Below are 25762 nucleotides of genomic sequence, written 5' to 3'. Positions count from 1 at the left end.
AACGTGATTACAGCGCGGCCCCGATGTTCTGCCGCACCATCACGATGTTATCGAGCTGCTCGCCAGAACCGCCGCCGCCGTCGCCCAGCACGGGGCTGTCCGTGATGCTGAGAGACGCGATCTTCGAGCGGTCGAACAGGGTGCAGCAGGTCGATCCGCCGAACGCGAAGTGACCGATCTCGTCTCCCCGTTGCACCTGGTCGCCCTCCTTGACCGTCGCCACGCACGAGGACACCTCCGTCAGGCCCACGAAGACCATGGCGACCTCGCCGATGGCCGGATTCGCGGACTCGATGAAGAGCACCGTCCGGGTGTTGACGTGGCTGAGGAACGGGAACGACGCCGCGTAGTCCTGATCCGGAGCCGGCTGCGCGAAGAAGAAGCCGGGGACCGTCCGCACCTTCTTGATCTTCCCCGTCACCGGCGAGTGCCACCGGTGGTAGTTGAAGGGCATCAGGACGATCTGCACCGCCAGCCCGTTGATGAAGGGCTTCAACAGGGGGCTGTCCGCGGGCTCGTTGAGGAGGTCCGTGAGGTAGTACTGCTCACCCTTGATGTCGAAGGTAGACTCGCGCTGCACCTGCTTGGAGATCTTGAAGACCTGCCCGTCCACGGGGCTGATGATCGCCTTGCCCGACGGGTCCGGCGCGATGGGGCGGCTGGCGTCGAGGTCCTTGAACTTGCGGATGAAGAACTCGTTCCAGGACTTGAAGCCTCCGTGCGGCTCGGAGGGGGAATAGACGTAGTCGTCCAGGCTCAGGTACTCCCGGGCGTCCGCGCTGAGCCAGTTCCCATACGAGTCGTTCATGTAGGCCAGAGAGGCCGGCGTCTCCAGCTTGTCATGATAGGCTTTCAGGATCGCCGCGAAGTAGGGACGGATGGATTGGGTGGTGAAGAAAGCCCAACCGGGGCCGTTCTCCATGAAGGGCTGCAGGACCGTGTAGAACGGCAGCGCGGCCATGAAGTCCGCGTCGTATTTCGGGAGGCTGTAGAGCGCGTTGTCCAGCTGCTGGAAGAAGTCCGCCGGCGTCTTGATGTTGAGCGGGTTCTTCTGGTTGGCCTCGTCCAACATGCTCCCGATGTAGATGCGGAGGAAGTCGTTCTCCGGACGCTTCACGAACTCCACCAAGGCCTGCACCGACGGCGCGAGTTCCTTGGGGTGCTTGCGAGGGCTCTCCGCGAACAGGCGATTGGACTCCAGGGCCCGCTCCGCGGACTGGGCGGGACGGACCTTCGAGAGGAGCTCGAAGTAAGAGACGCGCTTCTTCATGGCGAAGACACCTTTCGTGAGGATGCAGCGGCCACCAACGAAAGACAGACATCGGGCATCGGCGGAAGCCGCGCCAACGTACTGTGCATGCCAGAAGCGCCACAATGCGGGCTAACCGCAAGGGATTGTGGCCAGCCCTCTTCAAACCACGACGAAGTCCACGTTCTTGAAGCCCCGGGTGCGCGCGCAGACCTCGTAGCCCTCGTGCGCGCCTTCGTCGTTGGTGTTCGCCTCGATGGTCTGGAACGTCTCCTCATCCACCTCGGTGACGATGCCCGCGTGGGACCAGTCCCCAGGCGTCCGCCTTCGCAAGAACAGGCTGCCAGGTCGGATGCGCGCGCGGTCCGGCGGAGCGCTCAGACTCGACACGAAGCGCTCACGCGCCCTGCCCTGCGCCGCCAGCAAGTCACTGGAAAACGTGCGCTCCAGCGGCATCGGCGTCCCGAGCGTCCTCGCGGCCTGGTTCAGGCAGAAGGTCGCGAACCCCGCGGACCAGCAGAAGGACGCGCCCTCGTTCCCGTCCAGGTACAGCCGCACCCACGGTCCCCGGTTGCGCCCGCCCACTTCGCGCGGCATCTGCCGCAGGTGCTGCGCCGCGTACGCCACCGTGAGCGTCCCCAACGTGCGCCCCGCGGGCGGAATCGTGGCCAGCGCCGCGCGCAACGGTCCCGTCAGCCGCTCGAAGGTCGCCGCATCCGCCACACCGGAGACGGGCAGCCCCACCTTCGCCTGGAAGCGCTTGAGCGCGGCCTCCGTCGCCGGCCCGAAGTCACCGTCGATGGCGACCGCGAACCCGCTCAACGTCAGCCACTCCTGGATGCGCCGGACACCCGGGGACTCCTCCCCCCGACGCAACACCTTGCCCAACTCGACTTCGCTCATGGGACACCCGCGCGCCAGCTCGTGGCCGCGGGGCACATCCTGTCACCCCGCGAAGCCAGGACGCCACCGAGCCTCCCTCAACGTCAGCGAGGAGGCGTTTGCGATGGCAGCTCGTGGTCCTCCAGCGAACGTTCACGCGCGTCCGGAGTCTCTTCCACCTCACCTGCCTCCCCCGCGCCGCCCATGCCTTCCTTGAAGCCCTGCGAGGCCTCCTCCGCGGCGGTCTTCATGTCCTTCGCCGCCTCGCGCGTGCCCTCACGCACGTCCTTCGCGGCCTTCCCCACTTCACGCCCCACCTGTCGCGAGTTCTCGCGCACCTCGCCGTCCTCGCAGCCCGCGAAGGCCACCAGGGACGTCCCCAAGCCCAGCAGCGTGAGCCACTGCCATCGTGTCCGTGCCATCTCGCCTCCCGTGCTCGTCGCGTTCGTTTCTTCCGCCGACCAAGCTAGGCACCCATCCACGTCAGAGCGGGCACTCGACCGAGCCCCCTCCCCCTCGTCCCAGGGGCAATCCGTCGCCATGACGCACTGCGCCCGCGCGCAAGCACATACATCCGGGGCGCGGCTTCTTCCTGGAACTCGACAGAACGGCGGACCTAGGCTCCCGGCATGGACCTCATCGTCGAGAACGGACTCGTGTTCGATGGGCTGGGCAACCCACCCCGCAAGCTCCACGTGGGCATCCAGGCAGGCAAGGTGGCGCGCCTCTCCGAGGGCCCCATCGAGCGTGGCCCGGGCACGCGGGTCATCGACGCCTCCGGGCACTGGGTGACACCGGGCTTCATCGACTTCCATACCCACTACGACGCCGAAGTCGAGCTGGCCCCCTCCCTCTCCGAGTCCGTGCGCCACGGCGTCACCACCGTCGTGGTGGGCAGCTGCTCGCTGAGCCTCGCGGTGGGCAAGCCCGAGGACCTGGCGGACATGTTCTGCCGCGTCGAGGCCATCCCGTACGACACCGTCCGCTCGCTGCTCGAGGAGCGCAAGTCGTGGGACACGCTGGGCGGCTACATGGAGCACCTGGACCAGCTCCCGCTGGGCCCCCACGTCGCGTCCTTCCTGGGACACTCCGCGCTGCGAGCGCACGCCATGGGACTGCACCGCAGCCTGGACGCCACCGTGCGCCCCAGCGAGGACGAGCTGCGGCGCATGGAGTCGCTGGTGAGCGACGGCCTGGACCTGGGCTACCTGGGCCTGTCCATCATGACGCTCAAGTGGGACAAGATGGGCGGCTCGCGCGACATCCGCAGCCGTCCCCTGCCCTCCACCTACGCGCGCTGGAGCGAGTACCGCCGGCTCACCAGGCTCCTGCGCGAGCGCGGCCGCGTCTTCCAGGGCGTGCCCAACATCAGCACCAAGGTGAACGTGGTGCTGTTCCTGCTCGAGAGCATGGGCCTGTGGCGCAAGACGCTGAAGACCACGGTCATCTCCATGATGGACCCGCGCGCCAGCCGAGGCATCCACCGGCTCATCGGCGTGCTCTCGCGCGCGGCCAACACGCTGCTCGGCGCCAACTTCCGCTGGCAGGCCCTGCCCGAGATCTTCGACCTCTGGGCGGACGGCATCGACCTGGTCGTCTTCGAGGAGTTCGGCGCGGGCGCCGCGGCGCTGCATCTTCAGGACGCCGCCTCGCGCGCGGGCCTGCTCAAGGACCCCGTCTACCGCTCACGGTTCCGCAGCCAGTGGACCAACCGCTTCCTGCCGCGCGCCTTCCACCGCGACTTCAATCAATCGCAGATCCTCGAGTGCCCGGACAAGAGCGTGGTGGGCAAGTCCTTCGCGCAGGTGGCGAAGGAGCAGGGCCGTGACGCCGTGGACGTGTTCCTGGACCTCATCGCCACGCACGGGGACGCGCTGCGCTGGTACACGGTGATGGCGAATGATCGGCTCCAGGAGCTCGAGTACATCTGCAAGCACCCGGACATCCTCATCGGCTTCTCGGATGCGGGCGCGCACCTGCGAAACATGGCGCACTACAACTTCCCGCTGCGCCTCCTGCGACTGGTGCGCGAGGCCGACAAGCGCGGCGAGTCGTTCATGACGGTGGAGCGCGCGGTGCACCGGCTCACGGGAGAGATTGGCGAGTGGCTGGGCATGGACGCGGGCGTGCTCGCCGAGGGCAAGCGCGCGGACCTGGTCATCGTCAATCCCGACGGACTGGACGCGAAGCTCGACGAAATCGCCGAGGCGCCCATGGAGAACTTCGGCGGCTTCGTGCGCCTGGTGCGCCGCAACGACGCCGCGGTGAAGAGCGTGCTCATCTCCGGACGCGAGGCGGTGAGCGACGGCACCGTGTCCCCCGCGCTCGGCCGCGAGCGAGGCTTTGGCGGCGTGCTCCGCGCCAACGCCTGACACCTCCTGCCAAATCGCGGCGACAGGCCCCCTCAACGATCAGCCTACCGTGCACAACGAAGGGACAGCCACGTCGAGACCATGCCGCAGGCCTCGGAACTCCCTTCGTTCCGAACTGGCGGCAGCACGCGTCGCGGGGCTGATCGTCTACAGAAACCTCCGCTTCGCCGAGCAGAAAGCCATCGCGGGGACCTGTTACGACGCCCGCCCATACAGCGGCTCTCCCTACAGCCTGCGTGCCGCGCAACGAACGTGGTGAGCAGTTCGCGTCCAAATTGGCCTGCAGAAGTCAGCGTGAGGCTGCGCCCACATCTGGCCGGCAGGATGTACGTCCCACCCCGTGGACGGACTGTTCGCCGGTGACGTGGAAGGCGCCCCTCAGGAGTGCTCGGCCCGTCCATTGCAAACACCTGGACACCGCAAGCGCATCTGGCGACGGCTGAGTCCTCTACCGGCAAGAGCCGGGCAGGTTCGGCCAACAGCCAGGCGGTTCGCGAGACGATGTCCTCTCCAGCCACGAAAGCTCACCATGCCTCGAGCCTCCCATTCCGCGACGAGGAAAGGGCGTCGCCCCGCTTGTCGGGTCGTATTCCTCACCATCCCAACAGAGGCGGCGCAGCCGGCCTGAAAGCCGCCCACCCCTCGACTGCACCCGTGAAGGGGCTGAGGCCTGCCCCCTCCCCAAGCCTGACCCGCTCGTCCCCCGTTAGAGGCTCCCGGACTCTTTGACTGTTCTACGCCTGAGCCACTCCATCCAGGGCGCTGCCTGACATTGCGCCTCCACGCCCGAAAAACCTCCTCATCCAACGTTACGGGACTGTTCACCCGGCGCGAGGGATAGGCCCTGCCCAACGCATCGAAAGACAAATACCATGACTCGACCAGCATTGATCGGAACGCTCCTTGCCTGTTCATTGGGGGGAGGCTCCGCCTTTGCCTCCAGCACCACTGTGGACCTCGTCTCGCCTGCCCGATGCACCCTTGCTTCGGGGCGGCTCACGCGCTGTGTGATTCCTGCCCAGACGCTCGTCGGTGACACCTTCGAGACCGCCGTCCCCATGCGCACCGCATTCAATCGCATGATGACGGGAAACTGCTCCACGCAATACCCGCTTGAGGTGACGCTGACCCCGAAGGACGAGGCCGGCCAGAAGTATGTCTTCATGTCCACGCCACAGCATGTGGTCCGGGGGCTGGCTCGCCAGCACCTCAACTCCATCGAACTGAAGGACTCTTCCACGTGGACTCAGTACGCCGCGTTCAATGAGACTTGCCGCATCTCCCTGGACATCCAGTGGAACCAAGTGGACGTGGACAGCACCGCACAAGCCAATGCGCTCCTCCAGCAACTCCAGGACGAGGCGAATGCAAGGAAGGTCACTCGGGACAACCTCGCCGACCTCGTCGAGTACAGCGCCGCCTTCGATTTCATGCAGGAACTGTCCAACCTCTTCTTCACCGCGCTCACCACCGAGTCCATGAATGACCTGCGCGCGCAGGCGAAGGACGCGGCGCCTATCATTTTCAAGGCGACCATGGGCTGTGATGACACGCTGAACGACGCGGAGCGGGAGACGCTCGCCAACTTTTACTTCGCCCTGGGAACGCTCGGCGATGCAGGTGACTACACGAACCCGGACGGTACGCCCAAGACGCTGCGGGACTTCCTCGGAGCCGAGGCAAAGCCCATTATCGACAAGCTGGCGGCGCGCTCCGACGCGGGCGCCCAGGCCCAGTATCAGGCCGACTACCAGGTGGCAGCCCAGCAGTACGCCGCAGCCGAGGCGAAGCTGAACCTGGGCCGGACGCAGCTGGCCCCGTGGCTCACGCCCTGACGGCGGCCCCCGCGCGACCTCGTTCAATCACAACCCATCCCGAGCCGGGCCGGCGAATGTCGACCCGTGAGGCATCCCATTCCCATGATGTCCAGACGCAATCCCATCCGAAGCTCCGGTCTTGCCGCCGCCACGGCGCTGCTGCTGGGCGCCTGCAGTCCGGCACAAATCCCAGTCGGTGAGCCGACAGCCAGCGTCGAGGCCCTGCCCACCACCACGCAGCGCCAGCCACTCGGCGCGGTGCGACTCTGCGGCAAGCGCCACGAGAACCCCGACAGCGCTATCGTCTGTCAGACGGCCGAGGACGTCGCCAGCATCTACAACAAAATACTGGTGGAGCAGATTAAGAACAAGTGCACCATCGTCACGCCTACCTCCTGGCAGAGCTGCATGGGATGGCCCCCAGTGCTGTGGGCCGAAGCCACCTCCATCGACAACCAGGCGGAGTACCGGGCCCAAACCGAGCGCATCATGACGTTCTACCGAACGGCCAGCTCCCCGGATGTCACCATGCGCTCCTACGAGCTGAGCATCCAGAAGATGAAGAACGTCTCTGGGGCCGCGTGGCTCGACAACTCCGATGACCTGGAGGCGCTGCGCAAGAGCAACAAACAGGTCCTGGACACTGGCCTGTCCGACATCTTGAAGGTCAAGGCGGCCGAGGAGAACCGGGGCGCTGAGGCCGCGGCGGCCGACTCACGGGAGATGCTCGCCAAGGTCCAGCAGACCCTGGACGCACACAAAGCACGGGTAGATGCGCTCCAGCCCGCCTATGCCGTCCTGGTGCAGCAGTTCGCCGCATACCGGACGAACGAGCCGGTCATCCTGGCGCAGCTCCAAGGGCTGGTGCAGCGGGCCTCGGTGGCCACCCTGGTGACGCTAGGTGATGTGCAGATGGAGCTGGTGCAGCTCAGCCGCGCGGAGAGCACCGCCCCCCAGCAGATGCGGCTCGACGCCGTCCGGATGTCCCGCCAGTTCGCCCACGAGGACTCCGTCCTGGAAGAGGAACTGCGCCCCTATGTCGCATTCATGCAGGCGAACACACTCGCGCGCCCCCAACTCGTCACCACGTCCGTCCGTGTCCTGGAGAGCGTGGTGTCCTATGCGGACTCCCGCTATCAACGCGTGAGCGACATCGTCCAGAAGACCCTCACCGGCATGACGCGCCGCCGGGAGGCGCTGGTAGCCCAGGCGGCTGACGCCGCCACCCGCCGGACGATGACGGACGCGGCGACCCTGGACGCATCGCAGAAGTTCCTCGCCGAGATGAACGCCCGCGTCACCCAAGTCGGCAAGCTGCCCCCGCGCAGCACGAAGCTCCGTCTGTACTACATGGCTGGCAAGCTTCTGGAGCACGAAGGTGTCCTGCAGCTCCAGCCCGTCTGCGCCCGCATCACCTCCACGCCCTGGATGGGCACGGGCTGCAATGCGCTGACGCTGCAGTACTCCAAGTCACGCACCTACGTCACCAGCACCATCCCCAACACCCTCCGGCTCAACATCTCGATGATGAGAAACGCCGGAGTCGATGGCGCGATGCTCACAGAGGTCGAGCAGCACCTCGCCGCCAACAACCTGCGCGCTGCCGTAACGGCCCATGACGTGGCGGTCCGCTCATCCGAGGCTCTGTAAGCCTTCCCCATCCGATCCAAAGCCTCTGGAGAACCCATTTCATGAAACGCATCTGGACCTTGTGCGCGACCCTCGTTGTGGCCGCGTTTGGAGTCACGCCATGGCAAGCCTCGGCGCAAAGCCTGGCACGACAGTACCGCATCGACTGGCAGGCGGTGTCGTACGTCAGTCAGCAGAGCTGTGCCACCGCATCGATCGTCAACGAGGGAGACGCCTTCTTCCAGGTCAATGGCATCCCCATCCCGACATACACCGTCGCGGGTGCCTTCGTCCGCCGGCCGAACAGGGACGAGTCCAACCGCTTCCGGGCAGAATTCGGCGGCAGCCTGCTGCGCTGGGGATCCAACGACTTCTTCTTCAACGTCTACACCCAGGGCGGCAACGACTACTGCACCCTCGCCGAGAACATCGTCAACCTAAACTCGGATGGCTTGCAGGAGCGGCGCCTCTTCTACATCGTCCGTGATGGCAAGCCCTTCACCGGCGTGGCCAACGTCGCGCTGCAGCTGAGCGAGATCAACCCCACCCTGGCCGCCAGCCTAGCCTCGCTCGAGGTGGAGCTGACCCGCGAGTTGGACCGGCTGAGTCGCCTCAGCGACTCCCTCGACTCGGCACGGGCGCAGGCCGCCCAACTCACGGCCCTCCAGGATGAGCTCAAGCAGTTGATGAGCCGCTCGCTGGACTCCATCACCGATACCGAACTGCGGACACTCCTGGAGAAGTACAACACGGTCCCCTCGTCAGTCCGTGAGCGACTGGTCCAGTTCCTCAAGGACCTGAAGACGAGCATCAGCGAGCTGCGCGCGGAGATTGACCGCATCGTCGCGGAGTTCCGCGGACAGGTAGACCTGCTGGACCGCTACACCCTGCCTACACAGCCCACCAGCGGCGTGGATCTGGACGACCCGGACACCTACTCACCGGACCTGAACGATGAGCAGGTGAGCGAGGTGGAGGCGCCGGACGTCAGCTCTGGAGACCCGTTCGACCCGAGCAACGACCCGTACCGGGCATTCGCGGACCAGATCATCGTGGAGTTGCACCGGACGGTCAGCAGTAGCGTGGTGGTGGACCGTCAGGGCTTCCTGTCCGTGGTGCGCCTGTGGCGCTTCAACCAGGACGTCTTCGAGCGGGGGCTGAAGTCGCGAGTGGGTGTGTCCACGGAGGAGTGGGGTGCCTTCCTCACCGCCCAGCAGTCCGTGCTGGCGGAGATTCAAGTGTACATGGGGGAGGGCGACTGGTTCCGCGACACCCCCGTGCGAGAGAGCACCAAGGCTTTCGTCGCAATGCTGGAGCAGCGCGGTGACACGTCCGCCCAGGCATACGCGCTCAAGAACAACCTCAACCTTTGGCAGGGCACTGCGAACGCACAGCAGAACCTGGTGCTCGACAGCATGGAAGCGCTCCACGGCGGCTACCGGGCAATGGACGAGGGCGTCGCGATGGAAGACCCGACCATTCCCACCACGCTCAACCGCCTGCTGGATGGCGCCGCCACGGCTGCGAAGGTTGCGGCCACCGTCGCCATCTCGCTCAGCCCAGCGGGAGACTTCGTGGACCTGTGCGAAGTCGTCACCGGCAAGGAGCTCTGCAATCCGTGGGGCGCCGACCTCTCGGTGAGTGACCGCATGGCGTCGGGCATGGGGCTAATCATCGGCAGCGGGCAGTTCTGGCGGATCGTCGGGAACACAGTAGGCATCGGCCTGGGCGCGGTCCCCATGGCCAAGATTGGCGGCTTCATCGACACCTGCTCCGACCTCACCAAGGAGCAGCGGCAGGCCCTGGTCGCAAGACTGAGCGAGGGAGTCCTCGAGCACCTGGATGGCATCACCGGCCAGCAGATCCTCAAGCTGCTGGACAGGACGATGAAGGACGACGCCGTGAAGAAGCTCGCGCCATATCTCAAGGGGCGCGGGCTCCAGGCCGCCTCGGAGCGGACGATGCTCAAGGTGGACGCCACGTGGGTGGAGTTGGCGAAGACCAAGGGACTTGCCGCTCAGGGACTGCCTTCCGTCTACAAGCGGAGCCGGGCGGAGGTTCAGGAAATACTGCGGTCCAGCGGGTTTGGCTCTCCCGTTCGCGACATGGACGATAAGATTGTCGGGTGGAGCAACGTACCAGTGCTCGATCGCGGGCAGGAGATCTGGATGCACCCGGACCACTCCCTTATCCGCATCGACATGGTGGGCACTCCCAAGAATCCGTACCCGCAGGTCAAGAAAGAGATCGTCGAGAGCCAGGGGACGTATGGCAACGGCGACACGGTGGTGAAGATCGCGGACGACGGCATGCTGTCTCCGCTAGGCCCGAACGAGGCCAAGAACTATATGGCGCAGTGGTTCAGCAAGCAGACGGGCATTCACGTCCTCCAGGTCGGGGAGATGAGAGAAGAGCTTGAGGCCCTGATCAGGCCCTGGAGCTACGCTGTGCATATTGAGATCATCCCGTAGTTTCCGCTGTGCCTCTTGATGGACCCGGTCCGGCTTTCAGCCGGCCCGGGCTTTGCGACCATGTCTCCTCGAATTGTGACCCCCCAGAACGCGAAGCAACTGACTCGGCTGCGACAACTGGGAGAGCGGATCCTCCATCCGACCTATCGGGGGCAGTTGCTGGCCTTCGACGCCAAGTCACGCCTGCTCGTCTCCATGGAGCAGGGCGGCGAGGGGCGACTCCGTTGGTGGGACCTCCAGGACGAATCTCCGCATCCTCGAGCCGTCCAGTACCTTCCGGGCGGGCTCGCGGCGGTGGTCCTCCCGGATGCCCAGACAGTCATGTCGGTCACCATCGGAGGGCAACTCCAGGCATGGTCGGCGGCCGACGGTAGGGCGCTGCGCTCGGCCCCGCTTGGACTGACCACCCAGGGGATCGACCTGTCGCGCCAGGGAAACCTCCTGCTGGTAGCAGGGGCGATTGGAGACCTTCGCCTCTGGGACGTTACCCACTGGCGGCCCCTCCGGGACCTAGAGCCTGTCCCCACGCTGCTCTACGGCTGCGCCCTTTCGCCCGATGCGACTCTGGCTGCCGCAGGTGCGGCGGATGACCGGGGCGAGAACGGCACCCAGGGCTCGATTCGCCTCTGGGACGTGAGAACCGGGGCCTCGCGCGGGGCCATCTCCGTGCAGGCCTCCTATGTCTGGGCAGTGGCCTTTGCTCCGACGGGCAACCTGCTCGCCGCAGGGACGTCGACGGGAGAGATCGTCCTGATTGACGTGACGAGCATGCAGGTTGTGGGAACCCGCAAAGGCCCGCCCGCTGGAGCCTGGCGCTTGAGCTTCAATTTCGACGGCTCTCTGCTCGCGGTCGGTGCTGATACGGGCGCATTCGTCGTGCTGAGGACTGACGAGGGCATGCGCCTCTACGCCCATTCGGACGAGGATGATTCGCAGGCAAGTGCCGCAGTCTTCTCCCCGGACGGGCGGTTTATCGCCTGGGGCGAGGGCTCGGCGCAAGTGGGGTTGTGGGGTGTTGAAACGTAATTCCATACTGCCGTCACGCACTCACAAGTGAAGTCGGGGCAGGCGCTCCGTTGGTGGTGTCGCAGGGGATCCTGGCGTATGAGTATGCCTATGCGCTGGCGTCGCGGCGCGTGAGAGTTGCTTCATGAAATGACATTAGACTTCCGCATCGTCATTGGATTCCATTCGGCAGCGCTCCCGCGGAAGAGTTCTATCCTAGGATGTCTGATTTATTGGCGCCACTTGTCGTGGCAAGAGATTAGCTATGCTTGATTTGTGGGAAGGAGCTGGGACGTGAGACAGGTCGTATCGCTGCTGTGTGCATTGTCGCTGTTGGGTTGTGGAGAGGGACTGCCGTCGGCCGACGGGACGGCGGAGCCTATCTCCGTCGTGGAGCAGACCGCGAACGTGCCGGGCACCCATGGGTACGAAATCGAGCTGCCCATCTGGAACCTTGCCTTCGTGCCTTCCAACTGGGAGACCTATTCGCCCCCGGACATTGGCTGGCTCATTCGGTCGAGGAGTGGGTCGAGCCCCGCCACGATGAACTGGGGCGGCGGCAACGCACTGTACAACATCCTGGAGTCTCACGTTCCCTATCTCGACTCGGTGCTTGCGCAAGGCACGGGCTACCAAGTCCTGGGCCACGTCACCGGATTCTTCGCGAACATCCAAAATGGGAAGGTGCGCGGCTCGGTGCAGTTCGAGATGGGCCCTGGAGACCTGCGGCCCGGGATCCAGGACGAGGTCGTGCTCGCACTGCAGACCTTCAACGGCACGGCATGGACTGACGCCGCGGTCCGGAACCTGCCGCTGGCCGTCTTCTTCTACGGTGAGGTGGAGGCGATGCTGCCACCGAACATTGAGGTGAGACTCGAGATCCGGATGCGGCAGCGGCCCGAGTGGCGGCGGTACGTGTCATTCACCGCGGTCCGCATGTTCGGGGCGCAGTGCTACCCGGACTTCGCCAACGCGGGTAGCTGTCTGTAGACCGGGAATGCGGGGTGTTTGCACGAGCTCAGGGTGGATGCAGGAGCACGACCCGGGCGCAGGAGCACGAGACTACGAGCGCGGCTTCGGCCGAGTGCTCCGCGCCAACGCCTGACATCCCGCGGGAATATCCGCGGACAGCTCCGTTCCATCGAGAGACACCGGGGACGCCCCCCGCGTGGGACTCGATGGAAAGGCGCTGACAATGATGACGCGTGGAATGAAGCGACTGTGGGCCCTGCCGTTCACCCTGCTCGCCGTGGCGTGCGGCGAGGAGATGGAAGCGCAGACACCCGAGAGCCCCCCAGCGGCGGAGGTGGTGGGCGAGGTGAAGAGCGGCCTCGTCGTCACGGCGCGCGCGGGCTGGGGCACGCCGGGCAACAACGGCGCCGACCTGGACCTGGGGCCCTCCGACACGCAGACGTGCTTCCTCACGGGCGTGCGCGGCAACCTCAAGGGCCAGTCGGCGAGCCCTCACTCCCCCATCTCCAGCGTGGGCGTCTACAACGAGGGCGGCCGGTGGAAGCTCCGGACGCGTGATGGCATCGGCACGGGTGTGTTGGGCGAGGCGACCTGCATCGCCAACACCGCCAACCGCGTGTCCATGAGCTGGTCCGAGTGCACGTCGGTCAACTGCTCCTTCCCCTACGTGCCCGTGAACGAGAACCGCCGCTGCTTCCTCACCAGCATCTGGTCTCGTGCCGGCATGACGTTCCACTACCAGGGCGACTCCAAGCCCGGGCTGCTCGTCAGCAAGCAGACCATCTTCCCGCCCAACGGCGGGGCCTCCTACGACGCCTGGGTGCTCAAGGGCTGGTCCTCCGACGACGCCAGCGAGGCGGCCAACATGGGCGGCACCGCGCACTGCGTGGACTTCCCCGGTGGCGGCGCGGCGGACGGCGCCTGGGAGGGCAACGCCACCGTGCCGATGTGCAACGGCCCCGTCACCGTGGGCCTGCTGCGCGGCATCTTCGGGGACTTCACCGGCGGCTATCAGGACGGCGTATCGCTCATCAAGAACGAGGACACGGGCTGGACCGACCTCAAGGTCACCAACGGCAAGAAGGGCTACCTCACCTGCGTCTGGTGAGCGTGGACGAGTTGCACCACCTCCTCCGCGCAGCCCCAGGAGAGCGTGACCCCCGCGCCCCCATGTCCATAGTCGTGCACCACGACGCGCCCCGCGATGACCTCCGCCTCCAGCCTCACGGTGGGTCGTCCGGGGCGCAGCCCCACCTTGTGCTCCACCACGTCGAACACCGCGCCCGGCGGCAACAGCGGCGCGGTGCGAGCCAGGATGCCGCGCGCCGCGTCCGGGTCCGGAGTGAGTGAGGCGTTCCCCTCCTCCACCGTGCCTCCGAGGATGCAGTCGCCCGAGCGCGGAATCACGTAGGTGATGCCGTCCTCGTGTTCGTCATCGAAGAGGAAGCGGTCCGTGGGCGGCGGCGACACACGCAGCACCTCGCCTCGCACCGGGTACAGCGTCGAGTCTCCCACGACCTCGCGCGCCCCCAACCCCGTGCAGTTGACCACCATCGACGCACGCTCCCACGCCTCGTCGAGCGAGCGCACCTCGCGCTGGCTCAGCGTCCCGCCCAACGCGCGCAACCTCGCCCCCAGGAACGGCAGGTAGCGCGGCATCTCGATGACGGGCGCGGTGAAGTGATAACCCTCCAACAAACCCGGTGGGAGCTCCTCCGGCCTCGCGCGACGGAAGTCAGGCACGCTGTCGCGCCACCATGGGTCCTCCACGGGACGACGGAACAGCTCGACGCCGGAGACTTGCAGGATGCCCGCCTCGGGCTGTTCGTGCGCAAGCGAGGCCAGCACGGTGTATGTCCTCTTGGCCCAGGCGTTGACGCGCTCCTGCGGCCAGGCGCGATAGGGATACCAGACGGCCGCGGCGACATCCGACGTCGTGTGGGGTGACACCTCCCGCGCCCACACCTCGACGGTGTGCCCCGCCTCCAGCAAGCGGATGCCGCAGGTCAGACCTGACACACCACCACCCAGGACGACGATGAACATGGGACCCAGCCTAGCGCGCGTGGCGCATCAGGGTTGACCCGCAGCGTCATCTCCGAGCCGGTGTGCGATTCGCGCCTCTATTTTCCACGGTTTGTCGACATCCGCGTCTTTGGCTTAAGACACACGAACGCAGTGCTGGCTTCGCGCCCCGGGACGCGAAGTGACGGGGAGGGTCCAGCGGATGGCCGCCGAGCTGGATGCACCAGGGAAGTCCACTCGAGGGCGACGCGCCCCTCGCCTGCGTGCGTGGCACCTCATCCCGCTGCTCGTGTTCCCGGCCATCCTCATCGCCCGCTCGGGGCCGCTGTCCAACCGCCGCCAGGAATTGCTCTGGCTCACCGACGCGCGCACACGGCCGCTGGAAGCCCGCCTCTCCGTCCCCGCCGCGGATGTGCACCGTCCCTACTCGCGCCCACGCGAGGAGCGCGCCTCGGTCGCCGTGCCGCTGCGAGAGCTGGCGCGGCTGGAGGAGAAGGCGGACCGCGCCGGCATCGCCGCGTCCTATCTGGTGCATGGCGACCCGCAGCAGGGGCTCGCGCACCTGCAGCACGCGAAGCCGTCGCTGAACCGGGACAATGACCAGGCCGTCGCCCTGTTCCTGCTCGGGCGGCACGACGACGCGCTGGAGCGACTCGACGCCCTGCTGGAGGCGTCTCCACGTCATCCCCAGGCGTTGTGGAACCGGGCCCTCGTCCTGCGGGAGATGGGGCTACACCTGGTGTCGGCCTCGGTCTTCGACGAGGTGGCCACACTGGGCGAAGCGGGCTGGAGCAAGGAGGCCCGTGAGCAGGCGGAGGCCCTCCGTCGCTCCGTGACGCAGCGAATGGAGGCCTGGAAGCGCACCCACGCGGCCATGACGCGCCTGACCACGGACCCGCGGGCGCCCGTGCCGTTGGAGGAGGCGCGCCAGCACCCCGGCATCGCGCGCGGGCTGTTCTACGACGCCGTCCGCACGGCCCCTTCCTCCGCGCGAGTGACGGCGCTGCTGCCCCTGGCCGAGCTGCTCGATGGCATCCACGGCGGCACGGCGCTGACCGAGTACACGCGCGCCATCGCCGCACGGGACTTCACGCGGCGCGCGCCGCTGGCCGCCGAGTACGCCCGGCTCCTCGTGGCGCGCGCTCCCGCCTCCACGGAGTTCCTCACGAAGCTGCGAGCGTCGGGTGAGTCCGACCTGCTGCTCGGCGCGATGCTGCGCTCGTCCGAGGCGCCGAGCCCTCCCGATGAATGGGAGTCACTGGCCAGGAAGTGGAACGACCCCTGGGTGGAGCTGCTCGTCCAGGACGCGCTCGCGATGCAGGAGGGCCTCGAGGGTCAGACGTGGCAGGCGGACCAACGGCTCAAGGCCGCGCTGACGATGTGCCGGGAGAAGCGACTGCGCCCGCGCTGCGCGGACCTGCTGCGCAAGGTGAGCCACCGGGCCACGGCCGCCAATCGCCTGCTGGAGGCCGACGAGACGGCGCGCGCCAGCTGGCGCGAGGCGCAGTCCATGGGTGAGTGGGAGCTGGAGTCCGCCGCGCTGCGTGCGCTCTCCCAGTCCGCGCGCTTCCAGTTCCGCGCGGCCGCCGCTCGCGCCTATCTCGCCGAGTACCTGGCCCGGGCGCCCGACACCTGTGACGTGAAGAACTACGTCCACCGCAACGTGGCGGCGCTGGAGCTGATGCGGTTGCGGCCCCAGGAGGCGCGACGCGCCCTGACGCGCGCGCAGGAGTGTGGACCGACCGTCGGCCTCGTCGGCGTGTGGACGCTCACGGACCTGATGCGGTTGGACCGCAAGCCCGAGGACGAACAACAGATTCGCAAGGAGCTGGCCCGGGCCCTGGCCACGCGGGAGACCCCCGGGCGTCGCATCCTGGCCCGGCTCGTCGAGGCGCGCTTCGAGCTGCTCCTGAACCGGAGCGTCGGCAACGAGAAGCTCGCCGCCGTCATTCGAGACGCGCAGCCGTATCTCACCACCGACGCGGACGCGCGTGACGCGGAGGCGGTGGCCTATCAGACGATGGCCGTCACCGCGGGCGAGGCCGGCGCCTTCACCGAGGTGCCCGACGTGGTGGCGAAGCAGCTCGCCGTCACGCGGCCGCGGCAGTGCGCGCTCATCGCCGCGATGGAGGCCGAGCGCACCGTGGCGGTGGCGCTGGGGCCCCGGGGCCAGGTGCTGGGACATCTGGATGCCTCGCGCAAGGAGCCGCTGGGCGAGGACCTGTCGGGGCTGGTGCCGGAGCCGCTCCTGGCCCTGCTGCGGCCCTGCCCCCAGGTGGACGTGCTCGCGGCGCCGCCACTCGACAGCCGCGCCGGGTTGTTGCCGCCCGAGATGGCGTGGAGCTACCGCGTGGCCACGCGGAGCGCGATGGCGCCGGACAGGAAGCCTCCGCCCGCGCTGCACGTGGTGGTGGCCAACGTGGAGACCCCCACGGGGCTGGGGCTCGCGCGCCTGTCCTCGTGGGAGTCGACGCCCGCGCCCGTCGGCCAGTCGATGGAGCTGTCGGGCGCGCAGGCCACGCCGTCGCGCGTGCTGGAGGCCATGGCGCGCGCCACCGACATCGAGTTCCACGCCCATGGCGTGGTGGACCGCAGCTTGTCGGAGGCGCCGGTCATCGCGTTGGCCCCCGAGTACGACGGGCGCTACGCGCTCACCTCGGAGGCGCTGCGACAGGTGAAGCTGGAGGGCTCGCCCGTGGTGCTGCTGGGCGCGTGCAGCGCGGCGCGACTGCCTCCGCTGCTGCATCAGACGTCCTCGCTGCCGCAGGCCTTCGTGGGCGCCGGAGCGCGCGCGGTGTTCGCGGCGACGGTGGACATCCCGGACTCGGCGGGGCGCTTCTTCCAGGGCGTGCGCGAGCGCATCCACGGCGGCGCCACGCCCGCGGTGGCCCTGCGCGCGGAGCGACTGCGCTGGCTGCGCGAGGTCAAGGGCGCGCCCTGGGTGAGCCAGGTCTTGTTGTACGAGTAGCGCCACCCAAGGCCTTCGGGGAGGCCGTGGGTGCTCGTGAAGCAAAGCCGTGCCTGACGGCACGCGCGAGGGGGAGGTGGACATGCACCACGCGGAACCGCTGGCCATCTACAGCCTGCATTTCGATCGGGGGGACGCGGACAGCGGCACGGTTCCACTCTGGAATCCCGTCACGGACACCCGATTGGGCGAGCTGCCGGAGTGGATTCGGGGCCATCGCGCCGAGCCCATCGCCTACGTGCGAGGCACGCGCCCCTCCGTCCGCGTGGCCTTGCTCGCCAACCACTTCGTCCCCTCCTCCTTCGAGCTGAGCGCCTTCGGGCCCTCGCTCTCCACGCCGAGCAGTCCGGGCACGCGCATCCGCTGGCTCGGTCCTCATCCGGTCAACCTGGAGCGCACCGCGGGCTGGAGCACGCTCGCGCAGCCGGTGCCCTTCAACCGGCCGCTGCCCAACCACATCGGCACGCACGCGCTGGAGCTCCAGTGGGTGGCGGAGTGGACGGACGCGGATGGCAGCCCGCGCACCCTCTTCCTCGGTGACAGTCAGCACGAGCTCTTCACCACGGGCGCGCCGATGCGCCACGGAGAAACGGGTGCGCCTGTCTCGGGCGCCTACGCGCCGCTGGTGCGCTGGTCCTCGCGCTGGTGCGCGGGGCTGGAGTCCCGCAAGGACATCTGCGACGCCGTGCTCCGAGGACTCCCGGAGACGGGGCTCCGCTACGGCGTGCCGGCGTGGACGGTGCGGCACATGCTGGCGGTCGGCGGCGGCATGTGTGGCGGCTGGTATCAGCTGTTCCAGCAGCTCGCCAACATCCAGGGTGTCACGCTGGAGGGCCGCACGCTGCACCTGATGCCTCGCGAGGACGCGCGCACGGACGAGGTGCGCTGGGAGGCTTTGGTCGCGGTGGCGCCGGGCATCAACCAACCCGAGCCCAGTCGGCTGACGCGGTTGCACGGCCGCTTCCAGGACTGCGCGCACTATCCCTTCGCGCCGGACGAGCCGGTGGAACTGCTCGGCCGCGTGGAGTCCCGCTATGCCTTCATGGCGGGCTGGGACGACGGCCACTGTCTGAACTTCCTGGAGGACTCCGGGCGGCTCTACCTCTACGACGCCTGCTTCCGCGGCGAGGCGGTGGAGCTGGACATGCCGCTGCCGCCCCCGGACGGCAGGCCCGTCCGACTGGGGAAGGACTCCTCGCTCCGTCGTCGCTACCTGCACCCCACGCTGCCGTTCCTGATGGGGACGCTGCGAGCCCATGGGCGGCTCTGGGAGGTGGACCTGGAGCGCAACGCGTTCGGCATCACCGTCGGGACGGAGCAGGTCCCAGAGATAGACATCATGTGGACACGCTAGGAGTTGTCATGCCGACGATACGCGAGCAGCTCAGGCGGATGGTGACGGAGCGCGACGTCCCGACGCGAGGCTTCGCCTGGGGAGAGCTGATGGAGGCACTGGAGGAGCTGGAGGACGCCGCGAAGCCCCTCGCGGCGGCGCCCCTGGAGGGCGAGGACGTGAGCGTGCTGGTGGAGCTGCTGAACCAGAGGGGCCGCCTGCCCATGCGAGGACAGACCCCGGCGACCCACTCGATGCCTCCGGAGGAGCTGGTCCAGCTCAAGGCGTTGAAGATCCTCGAGCAGGCGGGACGACTCGACCGCGTTCAGGACGTGCTGGAGCGGCTCAATCGCGAGCCCGGCTCACCGGCCCTGAAGGCGATGGCGCGGCGGCTGCTCCAGCGGGTCGATGGAGAGGAACCGGCGTAGGCTCACGGGACTCCGGCCGGGGAGTCCACGACACGTCCGGCCCGGGCACGGCGAAGGACTCGTGGACGATGGCGGCACCGCCCTCCGGCGAGCGATGGGTGAACCACCAGCCCACCGGCAACAGCAGCACCTCGCCAGGCCGCAGCTCCACTTCGAGGCGAGGCACCCCTTCGGGCACCGACGCGGCGCCCAGCACCCGGTGCAACGCATACGCGGGGACCAACTCCAGACATGCGCGCCCCTGAACCTGACACAGCAAGGTGTTGCGGCGCACGGGCGTCAACGCGCGCGCGGCGCCCGGCGCGTCCCGCCATGGGAGCGCGGGTGTCCCCGGCGGAACCAGGCCCTCGGGCGAGCGCGTCACCACCGGGAGGTTCTGGAAGTAGTAGCGCTCGAAGAAGTCCTCGGGCGACAGGTGCTCGGGTCGGGCGATGCGCGCGTGTCCCTCCGACTGCCGATGGAGGTCGCCGTAGAGGTCGAGCAATCCCTCCAGCTTGCGCTGCATGGCGACGGCCCGCGCGGCGCCCTGGAAGCAGGGGTCCTCCGCCTCCGCATGCACCGCGGCCCGCGCGAGCTCCGCGTCGACTCCGGCGCGCGAGAGCACGGCCACCAGGTCCTCGACCTCGGAGCCTCGCAGCAGGTTCTCCACCACCCAGCGTCGCCACTCCGGCGCGAGCACGTCCGGCTTGCCTGCATCCGTCATCGTGGAACCCTCTCCGGCCTGGGGCCGATCCAGTAGTCGCGCCACTCCACGTTGCGCTGGGGTCTGTCGAAGCTGACGAACGTCACCGACATGCTGACGTCCAGCGCCTCCACCGCGTGCCACCAGCCCACCGGAATCAACAGCGTGTCTCCCGGCCCCACCACACACGTGTGCAACGTGGCGCGCGCGAAGCCGGGGTAGCGCTCCAGGTCCGGGGCGCGGATGTCCACCGCGCTGTAGAGACCCCGGTCGTTGTAGAGGCGGGGCGTCTCGCAGGGGGGCAGCAGCCAGAAGCGCTTGCGCCCCAGCACCTGGCAGAAGAGGACGTTGAGGTGGTCGTGGTGGAGGTTGGACACCGTGCCCGCGGGACCGAACCACAGGTGCACGCTGTCCGGAGCGCTCAGGTCCGGATGGATGTAGCCCGCGGGAGGGCGCAGGTCCTCGAGCAACGGGCGGAACGCGGGACGCAGGAGCAGGCTGTTGCGCGCCACCAGGTACACGTCGTCGGAGCCCCGCGTCCCCTGCACGTGCGTCACCAGCTCGCGCAAGCGCCACGTGCGGCGAAGGCGCTCGGCGTGGAAGTCCGGGTCCGCCTCCGCGTCGCGGCCCGCCATCACCTCGACCTGCTCGTCACCGAAGCGCTCCGCCAGCCACTCCGGCGTCCACCGCGTCCGTGCGGGCCAGTCCGCCAGGAGCCCCTCGATGATGACGGGCTGGTTGCGTGCGTAGTAGCGCGCGAAGAAGTCCTCGGCCGAGAGCCCCTGGCGCCGCGCCACGGCCACCGGCGCGGGGCCTGGGTGGCGCTGGGCGTGCAGCGCGGCGCGGGCCGTCAACAAGGCCTCCAGCTCGTCGCGCAAGGGCGCGGAGCGCTGCCCGTGACGCACCGCGGGGTGCTCGGCGATGGTGCGCACGGCCTCTCGGGCTCGGGGCTCGGGCAGTCCCAGCGAGAGCAGCACCTCGACGAGCCGGGCGGGCCCCACCCCCGCGGTCAAGTTTTCCGCGAGCCAGGAACACAGGGACGCCGGCAGGGTCTCGCTGTCGTCACGAGTCATGTTTCGCGCGGTGCGATATACCACCCACGAAGGCAACCACGTTGCACTGGGGATGGCATGACGACGTCCAAGGAACCTGCTCCAAGAATCGTTCCGAATCCTCCGCCCAACCCGGCCACGCGGCAGGCGCCGCGCATCGTCCCCAATCCGGGAGGGCATTCCGTGCCCTCGGTGGAGAAGACGACGCCCACCGAGCCGCCGACCACGCCGCCGCTGAAGAAGTGACGACGCCCGCGGGTCTCATCCGAGCCTCCACCACGTGTTGCCTCCCGGGACGTCGAACTCCTGGAAGGTGACGGACACGCTGACGTCGAGCGCGTGCACCCAGTGCCACCAGCCCGCGGGAATCAGCAGCATGTCGCCGGGCTCCACCACGACCTCGAGCACGTCGGCCTCGCGATACAGGGGGAAGCGCGCGAGGTCGGGGCGCTCGGCGTCGACCTGACTCCACACCTCCCGGTGGCTGTAGACGTGGTGGGTGTGGAACGAGGGGATGAGGCGGAAGCGCTTGCGTCCGTGCACCTGGCCGAACAGGACGGTGCCCAGGTCGTGATGCAGCTGCGTCAGCGTGCCGGCGGGGCCGACCCAGAGCTTCACCGCGCCCGGCCGGTCGCATGCGCGCAGGAGGCCTGACGGGTAGCGCACGTCGTCGAGCAGCCCGCGCAGCTCCTCGCGCTCGAGGGCGAAGTTGCGCGCCGTGAGGTAGAGGTCGTTCGACGGCCCCCCCTCCTGCAGGCGACGGAGGAACGCATCGAAGCGCATCACCGCGCGGCACGTGTCCGGGTCCAGGTCGTGATCCACGCGCGCCTCCCGGCCGGCCATGACCTCCACGTCGACGTGGCCGTAGTCGCGGGCCAGGGCCGCGGGACGCCAATGCTCCATCAAGGGCCAGTCGCGCATGAAGCCCTGGAGGTGCACGGGCTCGTGGGCCAGGTAGTGGCGCTCCATCAGCGCGCGCAAGGAGAGGTCCGCGTGACGCGCCAGGTGCTGGTGTCGGCCGGATTGACGGTGGAGCGAGACGCGGGTGTCGAGGAGCGAGAGGACGTCTTCATGTCGGGCGAGGTGACCCCGCCCCATCGACACCGCGGGGTGCTGACGGATGGCCTCGACGTGAGCGTGTGCTTCGGACAGCGGCACTCCAGCGGACACCAGGGTGTCCACCAGTCGCGTCGCGGCCACGCCCCGCACGACGTTCTCCGCGAGCCACGCCCGCCATTCTGGATCCAGGCTGGATGAAGCGACGTCCACCATGCCCCCATCGCTGTCGCGTGCGCGGGCCATTCTATCGAATCCGCGTCTGCGTGCGTGGCGCGTGGCGCCCCGTCGCTCGCACTGTCCTGGAGCGGCCAGGAGCGTCAGCAGGACCGCGCGACGCGAGCACTCCCTAGATTGAGGGCCGAGAGGACACGCGATGACACCAGCCCACTCCCGGTTCCGTTTCGTCCGCACGCTCGCTGGCCTGGGTGGCCTGGTGGCATGGCTGCTCACCCTCGCCCCCACGAGCGGGCTGGCGCAGGACGACGATGATGACGAGGATGCGGTGGCGCCCCAGGTCGCCTGTTACACGGCCGCGAGTCAGGGCGGGCTGACGGACGACTACGCGGCCACCCAGTTGTGTCGTGGCGCGCGCTCCTCGGCGCCCGCGAAGTGCTTCCTGCGGGTCCAGGACCAGGGCTCGCTGACGCAGGCCCAGGCGCTCCAGCTCTGCCAGTTCGCCACGGCAGAGGACGACCCGGCAGCGTGCTACCTCCAGGCGCGAGGCAAGAGCTTCGGCGACGACGCGCGCCTGCTCCAGCTCTGCCAACCTCCGGTGACGGAGTTCCTGCGTTACTGCCCCGTGCCCGTGCAGTAGGCCGCTGCGCGACCGCTCGAATGGAGCACCTTGGCGGCGAAACCCGTAGCGCACATGGTGAAGCCTTGCCTGTGCCCATGGGCTCCACCTCGCGACCGCGAGCCTGGCTCGCCTCGGTAGCGCAACCAGCCCAGCCTTGCCTGTGCCCATGGACTCCACCTTGCGACCGCGAGCACATGGCTCGCCTCGGTGGCGCAACCAGCCCAGCCTTGCCTGTGCCCATGGACTCCACCTCGCGACTGCGAGCATGGCTCGCCTCGGTGGCGCGACCAGCCCAGCCTTGCCTGTGCCCATGGGCTCCACCTCGCGACCGCGAGCCTGGCTCGCCTCGGTGGCGCGACCAGCGCAGCTCCCCCCTCCAGTTCACGCGTGGAGCGATTCGGTTGCTCCGTTCGCGCAATCGCGCCAAGGACGTGGGCACAGCGTTTGGTGGCGCAGCCTTTGGAACCGGAGCTCGCACGCCATGCCCCATTCCCTGTGTCGCGGGTCACCTGCGGCCCCGATACGGGCTAGGGTGGCGGCATGACGGTGCAGCCCCCCTCCGAGGATGAGCTTCCCACGGCCCGTGAGCTGGAGCAGGACGAGGCCAGCGCCACGCCCACGTCTCGCTTGCTGCTCCCCGCAGGCAACGAGCCGCTCGCCATGCTCGCGCGCCGAGGCTTCCAGGCCACTGTCGCGCCACTCGACCTGCCCTTCCCCGCCGACCTGGACGCGAACCGCGCGGAGCGACTGGTGGAGCGACTGGGCCACTACGCGTTCCGCCTCTTCCTGCGAGGCGCCATCCTCCGTCGCGGCAGCTTCACGCCCCTGGAGGCCACGCGCTACCTCGAGGAGGACCGCGCCACCGCCTTCGCCGAGGACCTGGTGGCCCTGGACCTCGCCACGCGCGAGGAGGCCGGCCGCTACCGACTCACCCACCCCGCCCAGAGCTTCGGCGGCACGCTGGAGTGGTACGTCGCGCACGAGCTGCGTGAGCGGCTGCGCTTCGACGTGGCCGCGGGCGTGAAGTTCCACGCGCCCGACGTCGGCGGCGACCTGGACGTGGTGGCGACCGCGGAGGGCCGCCTCGTCTACCTGGAGATGAAATCCTCGCCGCCCAAGCACCTGGCACCCGACGAGGTGGGCGCGTTCTTCCGCCGCGTCCGCGCCCTGCGCCCTCACGTCAGCGTCTTCGTCATGGACACCGCGCTGCGGCTCTCCGACAAGGTGCTGCCGCTGCTGCAAGCGGAGCTGAGCGTCCAGCCGCCTCCCCCACCCCGCCGCGTCGTCCGCGAGGTGTGGGCGCTCACGCCACACCTGTACGTCGTCAACGCGCGACAGGATTTGATGGGGAACATCGGGCTGGCGCTGGCGGAGGGCTTCCGCGCGCTCGCGCCGCCCGCTCCGTGAGCCCGCCTGTCCGGGGCGAGCTCACGAAGCCGACTTCACACAACCTCAGTGCCGGGCCGCACGGGCCTCTCGGCCCCGGGCCCGCGCGGCCTTGGAGAGCGCGTCCGCGCCCTGCTCGTCCCCGCGCATCCACTCCTTCATCGCCGGGACGACCTGCTTGCTCCACGTCTTGCCGACGCGGACCTTGAGGAAGTCGTTCACCAGCGCGTCGACCATCGCGGAGAGCTGCTCGGTGAGGAACAACCGCTCGCTGAGCTGGTCATCCTCCTCCTCGCTCATCAGCGCGGGCAGCTTCGCGGCGCGGATGTCGAGGAACTCCGAATCGATGGTGGCCTCGTACTCCTTCTCGCCATGGGTGAAGCGGATGCGCGCCTGGGCCACCAGCAGGCCCTTGTCCAACGCGTGCTTCACCTGCTCCGAGTACGGCGCCAGCGTGCCCTTCGCGCTCAACTCCGTGACGTCGCCCGCCACGCCGCGCAGGATGATGCGGCCCATGAAGAGCACGTTGACACCCGTGCCCTCCAGCTCCACCAACGCGTCACCCGACTCCGAACGCCAGAGCATCCACGTCAGCAGCTCGCGGCCCAGGTACGCCCGGCCCCGCAGGAGCTGCTCGCGCGCCTGGCCCTTCTCCACCTCGGCGACGTCCTTGGTCTCCTCGGTGGAGGCTCCGTCGACGCCGATGTCCCCTCGCGCGAAGGCGGCATCCGCCCGCGCCTGCTCACGCTTCGCCATGCACCACCTCCGCCCCGGCACCCGCCGGCAGATCCATCCCGATGAGCTCCGCGGTGGGCCCCAGGGCTCCCTCGTCGATGCCCGACGCCTGCGCAATCGCCGCCGGCGTCAGGGCCACCATCTTCAGCCCGAGCGCGTTCTCCAGCGCGATGAGGATCTCCTCCACCACCTTGCGCGACGCGGCCCAGACCTGCAGCTGCTGCGTCTTCTGGTTCCAGCTCACGTCCAGCACGTTGGTGCGCGGCGTGGTGCGCGTGCGCAGCATCTGCTTGATCTGCGCCTTCGCCTGCGTCTTCTCCGCGCGCGACGCGGGCCGGTCGTTCTCCGCCTCGAACTGGGTGGTCCACTTCGCCAGCTCCGCCTTCATCGCGGCGGCGGGGACCTTGAGCGAGTCGATGCGGAACGAGAACAGCGCGTACTCGCCATAGAAGACCCGCCCGACGGAGAAGTCGACGGCGTCCGCGTTCTCCAGCTCCACGAAGCCCGCGGCCCGGTCATCCTCGGAGCGGCGGTCGATGGGCTCGAACGCGTTCGCCTTGAGGCCCCGCGGGAGCGAACGCTTGATGTCGGAAGACGCTTCCGTCGACGGTTCGACCCGGAAGCGCGAGAAGGTGACGGCACCACGTAGGACTGGCATGGGGCGCGGCAGGATGGGGGGCTCGGGCCACATCGTCAAGGCACTCCTGGTGCTCCCCTCGGACGGGCCTCCACCCGCGCCACGCTCGCGAAACGCTGGACTTCCACCGCGTCTTGACGGTGGGCGCGCCCTCGGATTGGTCACGATTTCCAGAATTTCCTGACCATGCCCGCGTCAGGGGGCTGTCACCCCTGTCTGGTAGTGACAGCCCCAACGCGTGGACGGCCCCTGGCGATCCACGCC

The 25762-nt window shown here is 68.3% G+C and carries 22 protein-coding genes; 13 read left to right on the top strand and 9 right to left on the bottom strand.

Annotated features, from left to right (window positions below; genetic code table 11):
- Window positions 1–7: 7 nt before the first annotated feature.
- The 3 genes from LXT21_RS39900 to LXT21_RS39890 form a co-directional block, all read right to left on the bottom strand.
- Window positions 8–1270 (bottom strand): phosphatidylserine decarboxylase family protein, encoded by a 1263-nt coding sequence (locus LXT21_RS39900; protein WP_254043491.1) that lies wholly within the window; start codon window positions 1268–1270, stop codon window positions 8–10.
- Between the two features lie 141 nt (window positions 1271–1411).
- On the bottom strand, window positions 1412–2152 hold the full coding sequence (locus LXT21_RS39895; protein WP_254043490.1) for a peptidoglycan-binding domain-containing protein: 741 nt from the start codon (window positions 2150–2152) through the stop codon (window positions 1412–1414).
- A gap of 83 nt (window positions 2153–2235) precedes the next feature.
- Entirely contained in the window at window positions 2236–2553 is a 318-nt protein-coding gene (locus LXT21_RS39890; RefSeq protein WP_254043489.1) for a hypothetical protein, read from the bottom strand.
- A gap of 207 nt (window positions 2554–2760) precedes the next feature.
- Here LXT21_RS39890 and LXT21_RS39885 point away from each other — a divergent pair, with 207 nt between their 5' ends.
- From LXT21_RS39885 to LXT21_RS39855, 7 genes are all read left to right on the top strand, one after another.
- Window positions 2761–4503 (top strand): N-acyl-D-amino-acid deacylase family protein, encoded by a 1743-nt coding sequence (locus LXT21_RS39885; protein ID WP_254043488.1) that lies wholly within the window; start codon window positions 2761–2763, stop codon window positions 4501–4503.
- Window positions 4504–5561: 1058 nt separating this feature from the next.
- On the top strand, window positions 5562–6338 hold the full coding sequence (locus LXT21_RS39880; protein WP_254043487.1) for a hypothetical protein: 777 nt from the start codon (window positions 5562–5564) through the stop codon (window positions 6336–6338).
- Window positions 6339–6422: 84 nt separating this feature from the next.
- Window positions 6423–7970 (top strand): hypothetical protein, encoded by a 1548-nt coding sequence (locus tag LXT21_RS39875; RefSeq protein WP_254043486.1) that lies wholly within the window; start codon window positions 6423–6425, stop codon window positions 7968–7970.
- A gap of 41 nt (window positions 7971–8011) precedes the next feature.
- Complete coding sequence (locus LXT21_RS39870) at window positions 8012–10420, top strand: DUF4164 domain-containing protein (RefSeq protein WP_254043485.1); 2409 nt, start codon at window positions 8012–8014, stop codon at window positions 10418–10420.
- 60 nt (window positions 10421–10480) lie between these two features.
- Window positions 10481–11446 (top strand): WD40 repeat domain-containing protein, encoded by a 966-nt coding sequence (locus LXT21_RS39865; protein WP_254043484.1) that lies wholly within the window; start codon window positions 10481–10483, stop codon window positions 11444–11446.
- A 273-nt stretch (window positions 11447–11719) separates the two neighbouring features.
- Window positions 11720–12415, top strand: a complete 696-nt coding sequence (locus tag LXT21_RS39860) for a hypothetical protein (RefSeq protein WP_254043483.1) — start codon at window positions 11720–11722, stop codon at window positions 12413–12415.
- Window positions 12416–12635: 220 nt separating this feature from the next.
- Window positions 12636–13505, top strand: a complete 870-nt coding sequence (locus tag LXT21_RS39855; protein ID WP_254043482.1) for a hypothetical protein — start codon at window positions 12636–12638, stop codon at window positions 13503–13505.
- On the opposite strand, the gene LXT21_RS39850 is transcribed toward LXT21_RS39855, so the two are convergent.
- Window positions 13484–14443, bottom strand: coding sequence for an FAD-dependent oxidoreductase (locus LXT21_RS39850; RefSeq protein ID WP_254043481.1), 960 nt, complete (start codon window positions 14441–14443; stop codon window positions 13484–13486). The genes LXT21_RS39855 and LXT21_RS39850 overlap by 22 nt on opposite strands.
- Window positions 14444–14624: 181 nt before the next feature.
- On the opposite strand from LXT21_RS39850, the gene LXT21_RS39845 reads away from it, so the two are divergent.
- From LXT21_RS39845 to LXT21_RS39835, 3 genes are all read left to right on the top strand, one after another.
- On the top strand, window positions 14625–17390 hold the full coding sequence (locus LXT21_RS39845) for a CHAT domain-containing protein (RefSeq protein WP_254043480.1): 2766 nt from the start codon (window positions 14625–14627) through the stop codon (window positions 17388–17390).
- An 82-nt stretch (window positions 17391–17472) separates the two neighbouring features.
- Window positions 17473–18744, top strand: coding sequence for a hypothetical protein (locus LXT21_RS39840; protein WP_254043479.1), 1272 nt, complete (start codon window positions 17473–17475; stop codon window positions 18742–18744).
- A gap of 8 nt (window positions 18745–18752) precedes the next feature.
- Entirely contained in the window at window positions 18753–19151 is a 399-nt protein-coding gene (locus LXT21_RS39835; protein WP_254043478.1) for a hypothetical protein, read from the top strand.
- Here the strand turns inward: LXT21_RS39835 and LXT21_RS39830 are convergent.
- The gene (locus LXT21_RS39830) at window positions 19069–19854 is read right to left on the bottom strand and encodes a cupin-like domain-containing protein (protein WP_254043477.1); all 786 of its coding nucleotides are present in this window, start codon (window positions 19852–19854) and stop codon (window positions 19069–19071) included. The genes LXT21_RS39835 and LXT21_RS39830 overlap by 83 nt on opposite strands.
- Window positions 19851–20846: a cupin-like domain-containing protein gene (locus LXT21_RS39825; protein WP_254043476.1), complete on the bottom strand. Its 996-nt coding sequence runs from the start codon at window positions 20844–20846 to the stop codon at window positions 19851–19853. The genes LXT21_RS39830 and LXT21_RS39825 overlap by 4 nt, the downstream gene beginning before the upstream one ends.
- 117 nt (window positions 20847–20963) lie before the next feature.
- Between LXT21_RS39825 and LXT21_RS39820 the strand changes: the two genes are divergently transcribed.
- A complete protein-coding gene (locus tag LXT21_RS39820) occupies window positions 20964–21131 on the top strand; it encodes a hypothetical protein (RefSeq protein WP_254043475.1) in 168 nt (55 codons plus the stop codon).
- Between the two features lie 15 nt (window positions 21132–21146).
- On the opposite strand, the gene LXT21_RS39815 is transcribed toward LXT21_RS39820, so the two are convergent.
- A complete protein-coding gene (locus tag LXT21_RS39815) occupies window positions 21147–22187 on the bottom strand; it encodes a cupin-like domain-containing protein (RefSeq protein ID WP_254043474.1) in 1041 nt (346 codons plus the stop codon).
- A 130-nt stretch (window positions 22188–22317) separates the two neighbouring features.
- Here LXT21_RS39815 and LXT21_RS39810 point away from each other — a divergent pair, with 130 nt between their 5' ends.
- Together LXT21_RS39810 and LXT21_RS39805 are read left to right on the top strand one after the other, a co-directional pair.
- On the top strand, window positions 22318–22758 hold the full coding sequence (locus tag LXT21_RS39810; RefSeq protein WP_254043473.1) for a hypothetical protein: 441 nt from the start codon (window positions 22318–22320) through the stop codon (window positions 22756–22758).
- A 522-nt stretch (window positions 22759–23280) separates the two neighbouring features.
- Window positions 23281–24147 (top strand): hypothetical protein, encoded by an 867-nt coding sequence (locus LXT21_RS39805; RefSeq protein ID WP_254043472.1) that lies wholly within the window; start codon window positions 23281–23283, stop codon window positions 24145–24147.
- A 45-nt stretch (window positions 24148–24192) separates the two neighbouring features.
- On the opposite strand, the gene LXT21_RS39800 is transcribed toward LXT21_RS39805, so the two are convergent.
- Window positions 24193–24882: a hypothetical protein gene (locus LXT21_RS39800; RefSeq protein ID WP_254043471.1), complete on the bottom strand. Its 690-nt coding sequence runs from the start codon at window positions 24880–24882 to the stop codon at window positions 24193–24195.
- Window positions 24869–25519: a recombination-associated protein RdgC gene (gene rdgC, locus LXT21_RS39795; RefSeq protein ID WP_254043574.1), complete on the bottom strand. Its 651-nt coding sequence runs from the start codon at window positions 25517–25519 to the stop codon at window positions 24869–24871. The genes LXT21_RS39800 and rdgC overlap by 14 nt, the downstream gene beginning before the upstream one ends.
- Window positions 25520–25762: the final 243 nt, after the last annotated feature.

The organism is Myxococcus guangdongensis (genome assembly GCF_024198255.1).
Lineage (GTDB): Bacteria > Myxococcota > Myxococcia > Myxococcales > Myxococcaceae > Myxococcus > Myxococcus guangdongensis.
This window is presented reverse-complemented; position numbering and strand designations above follow the sequence as displayed.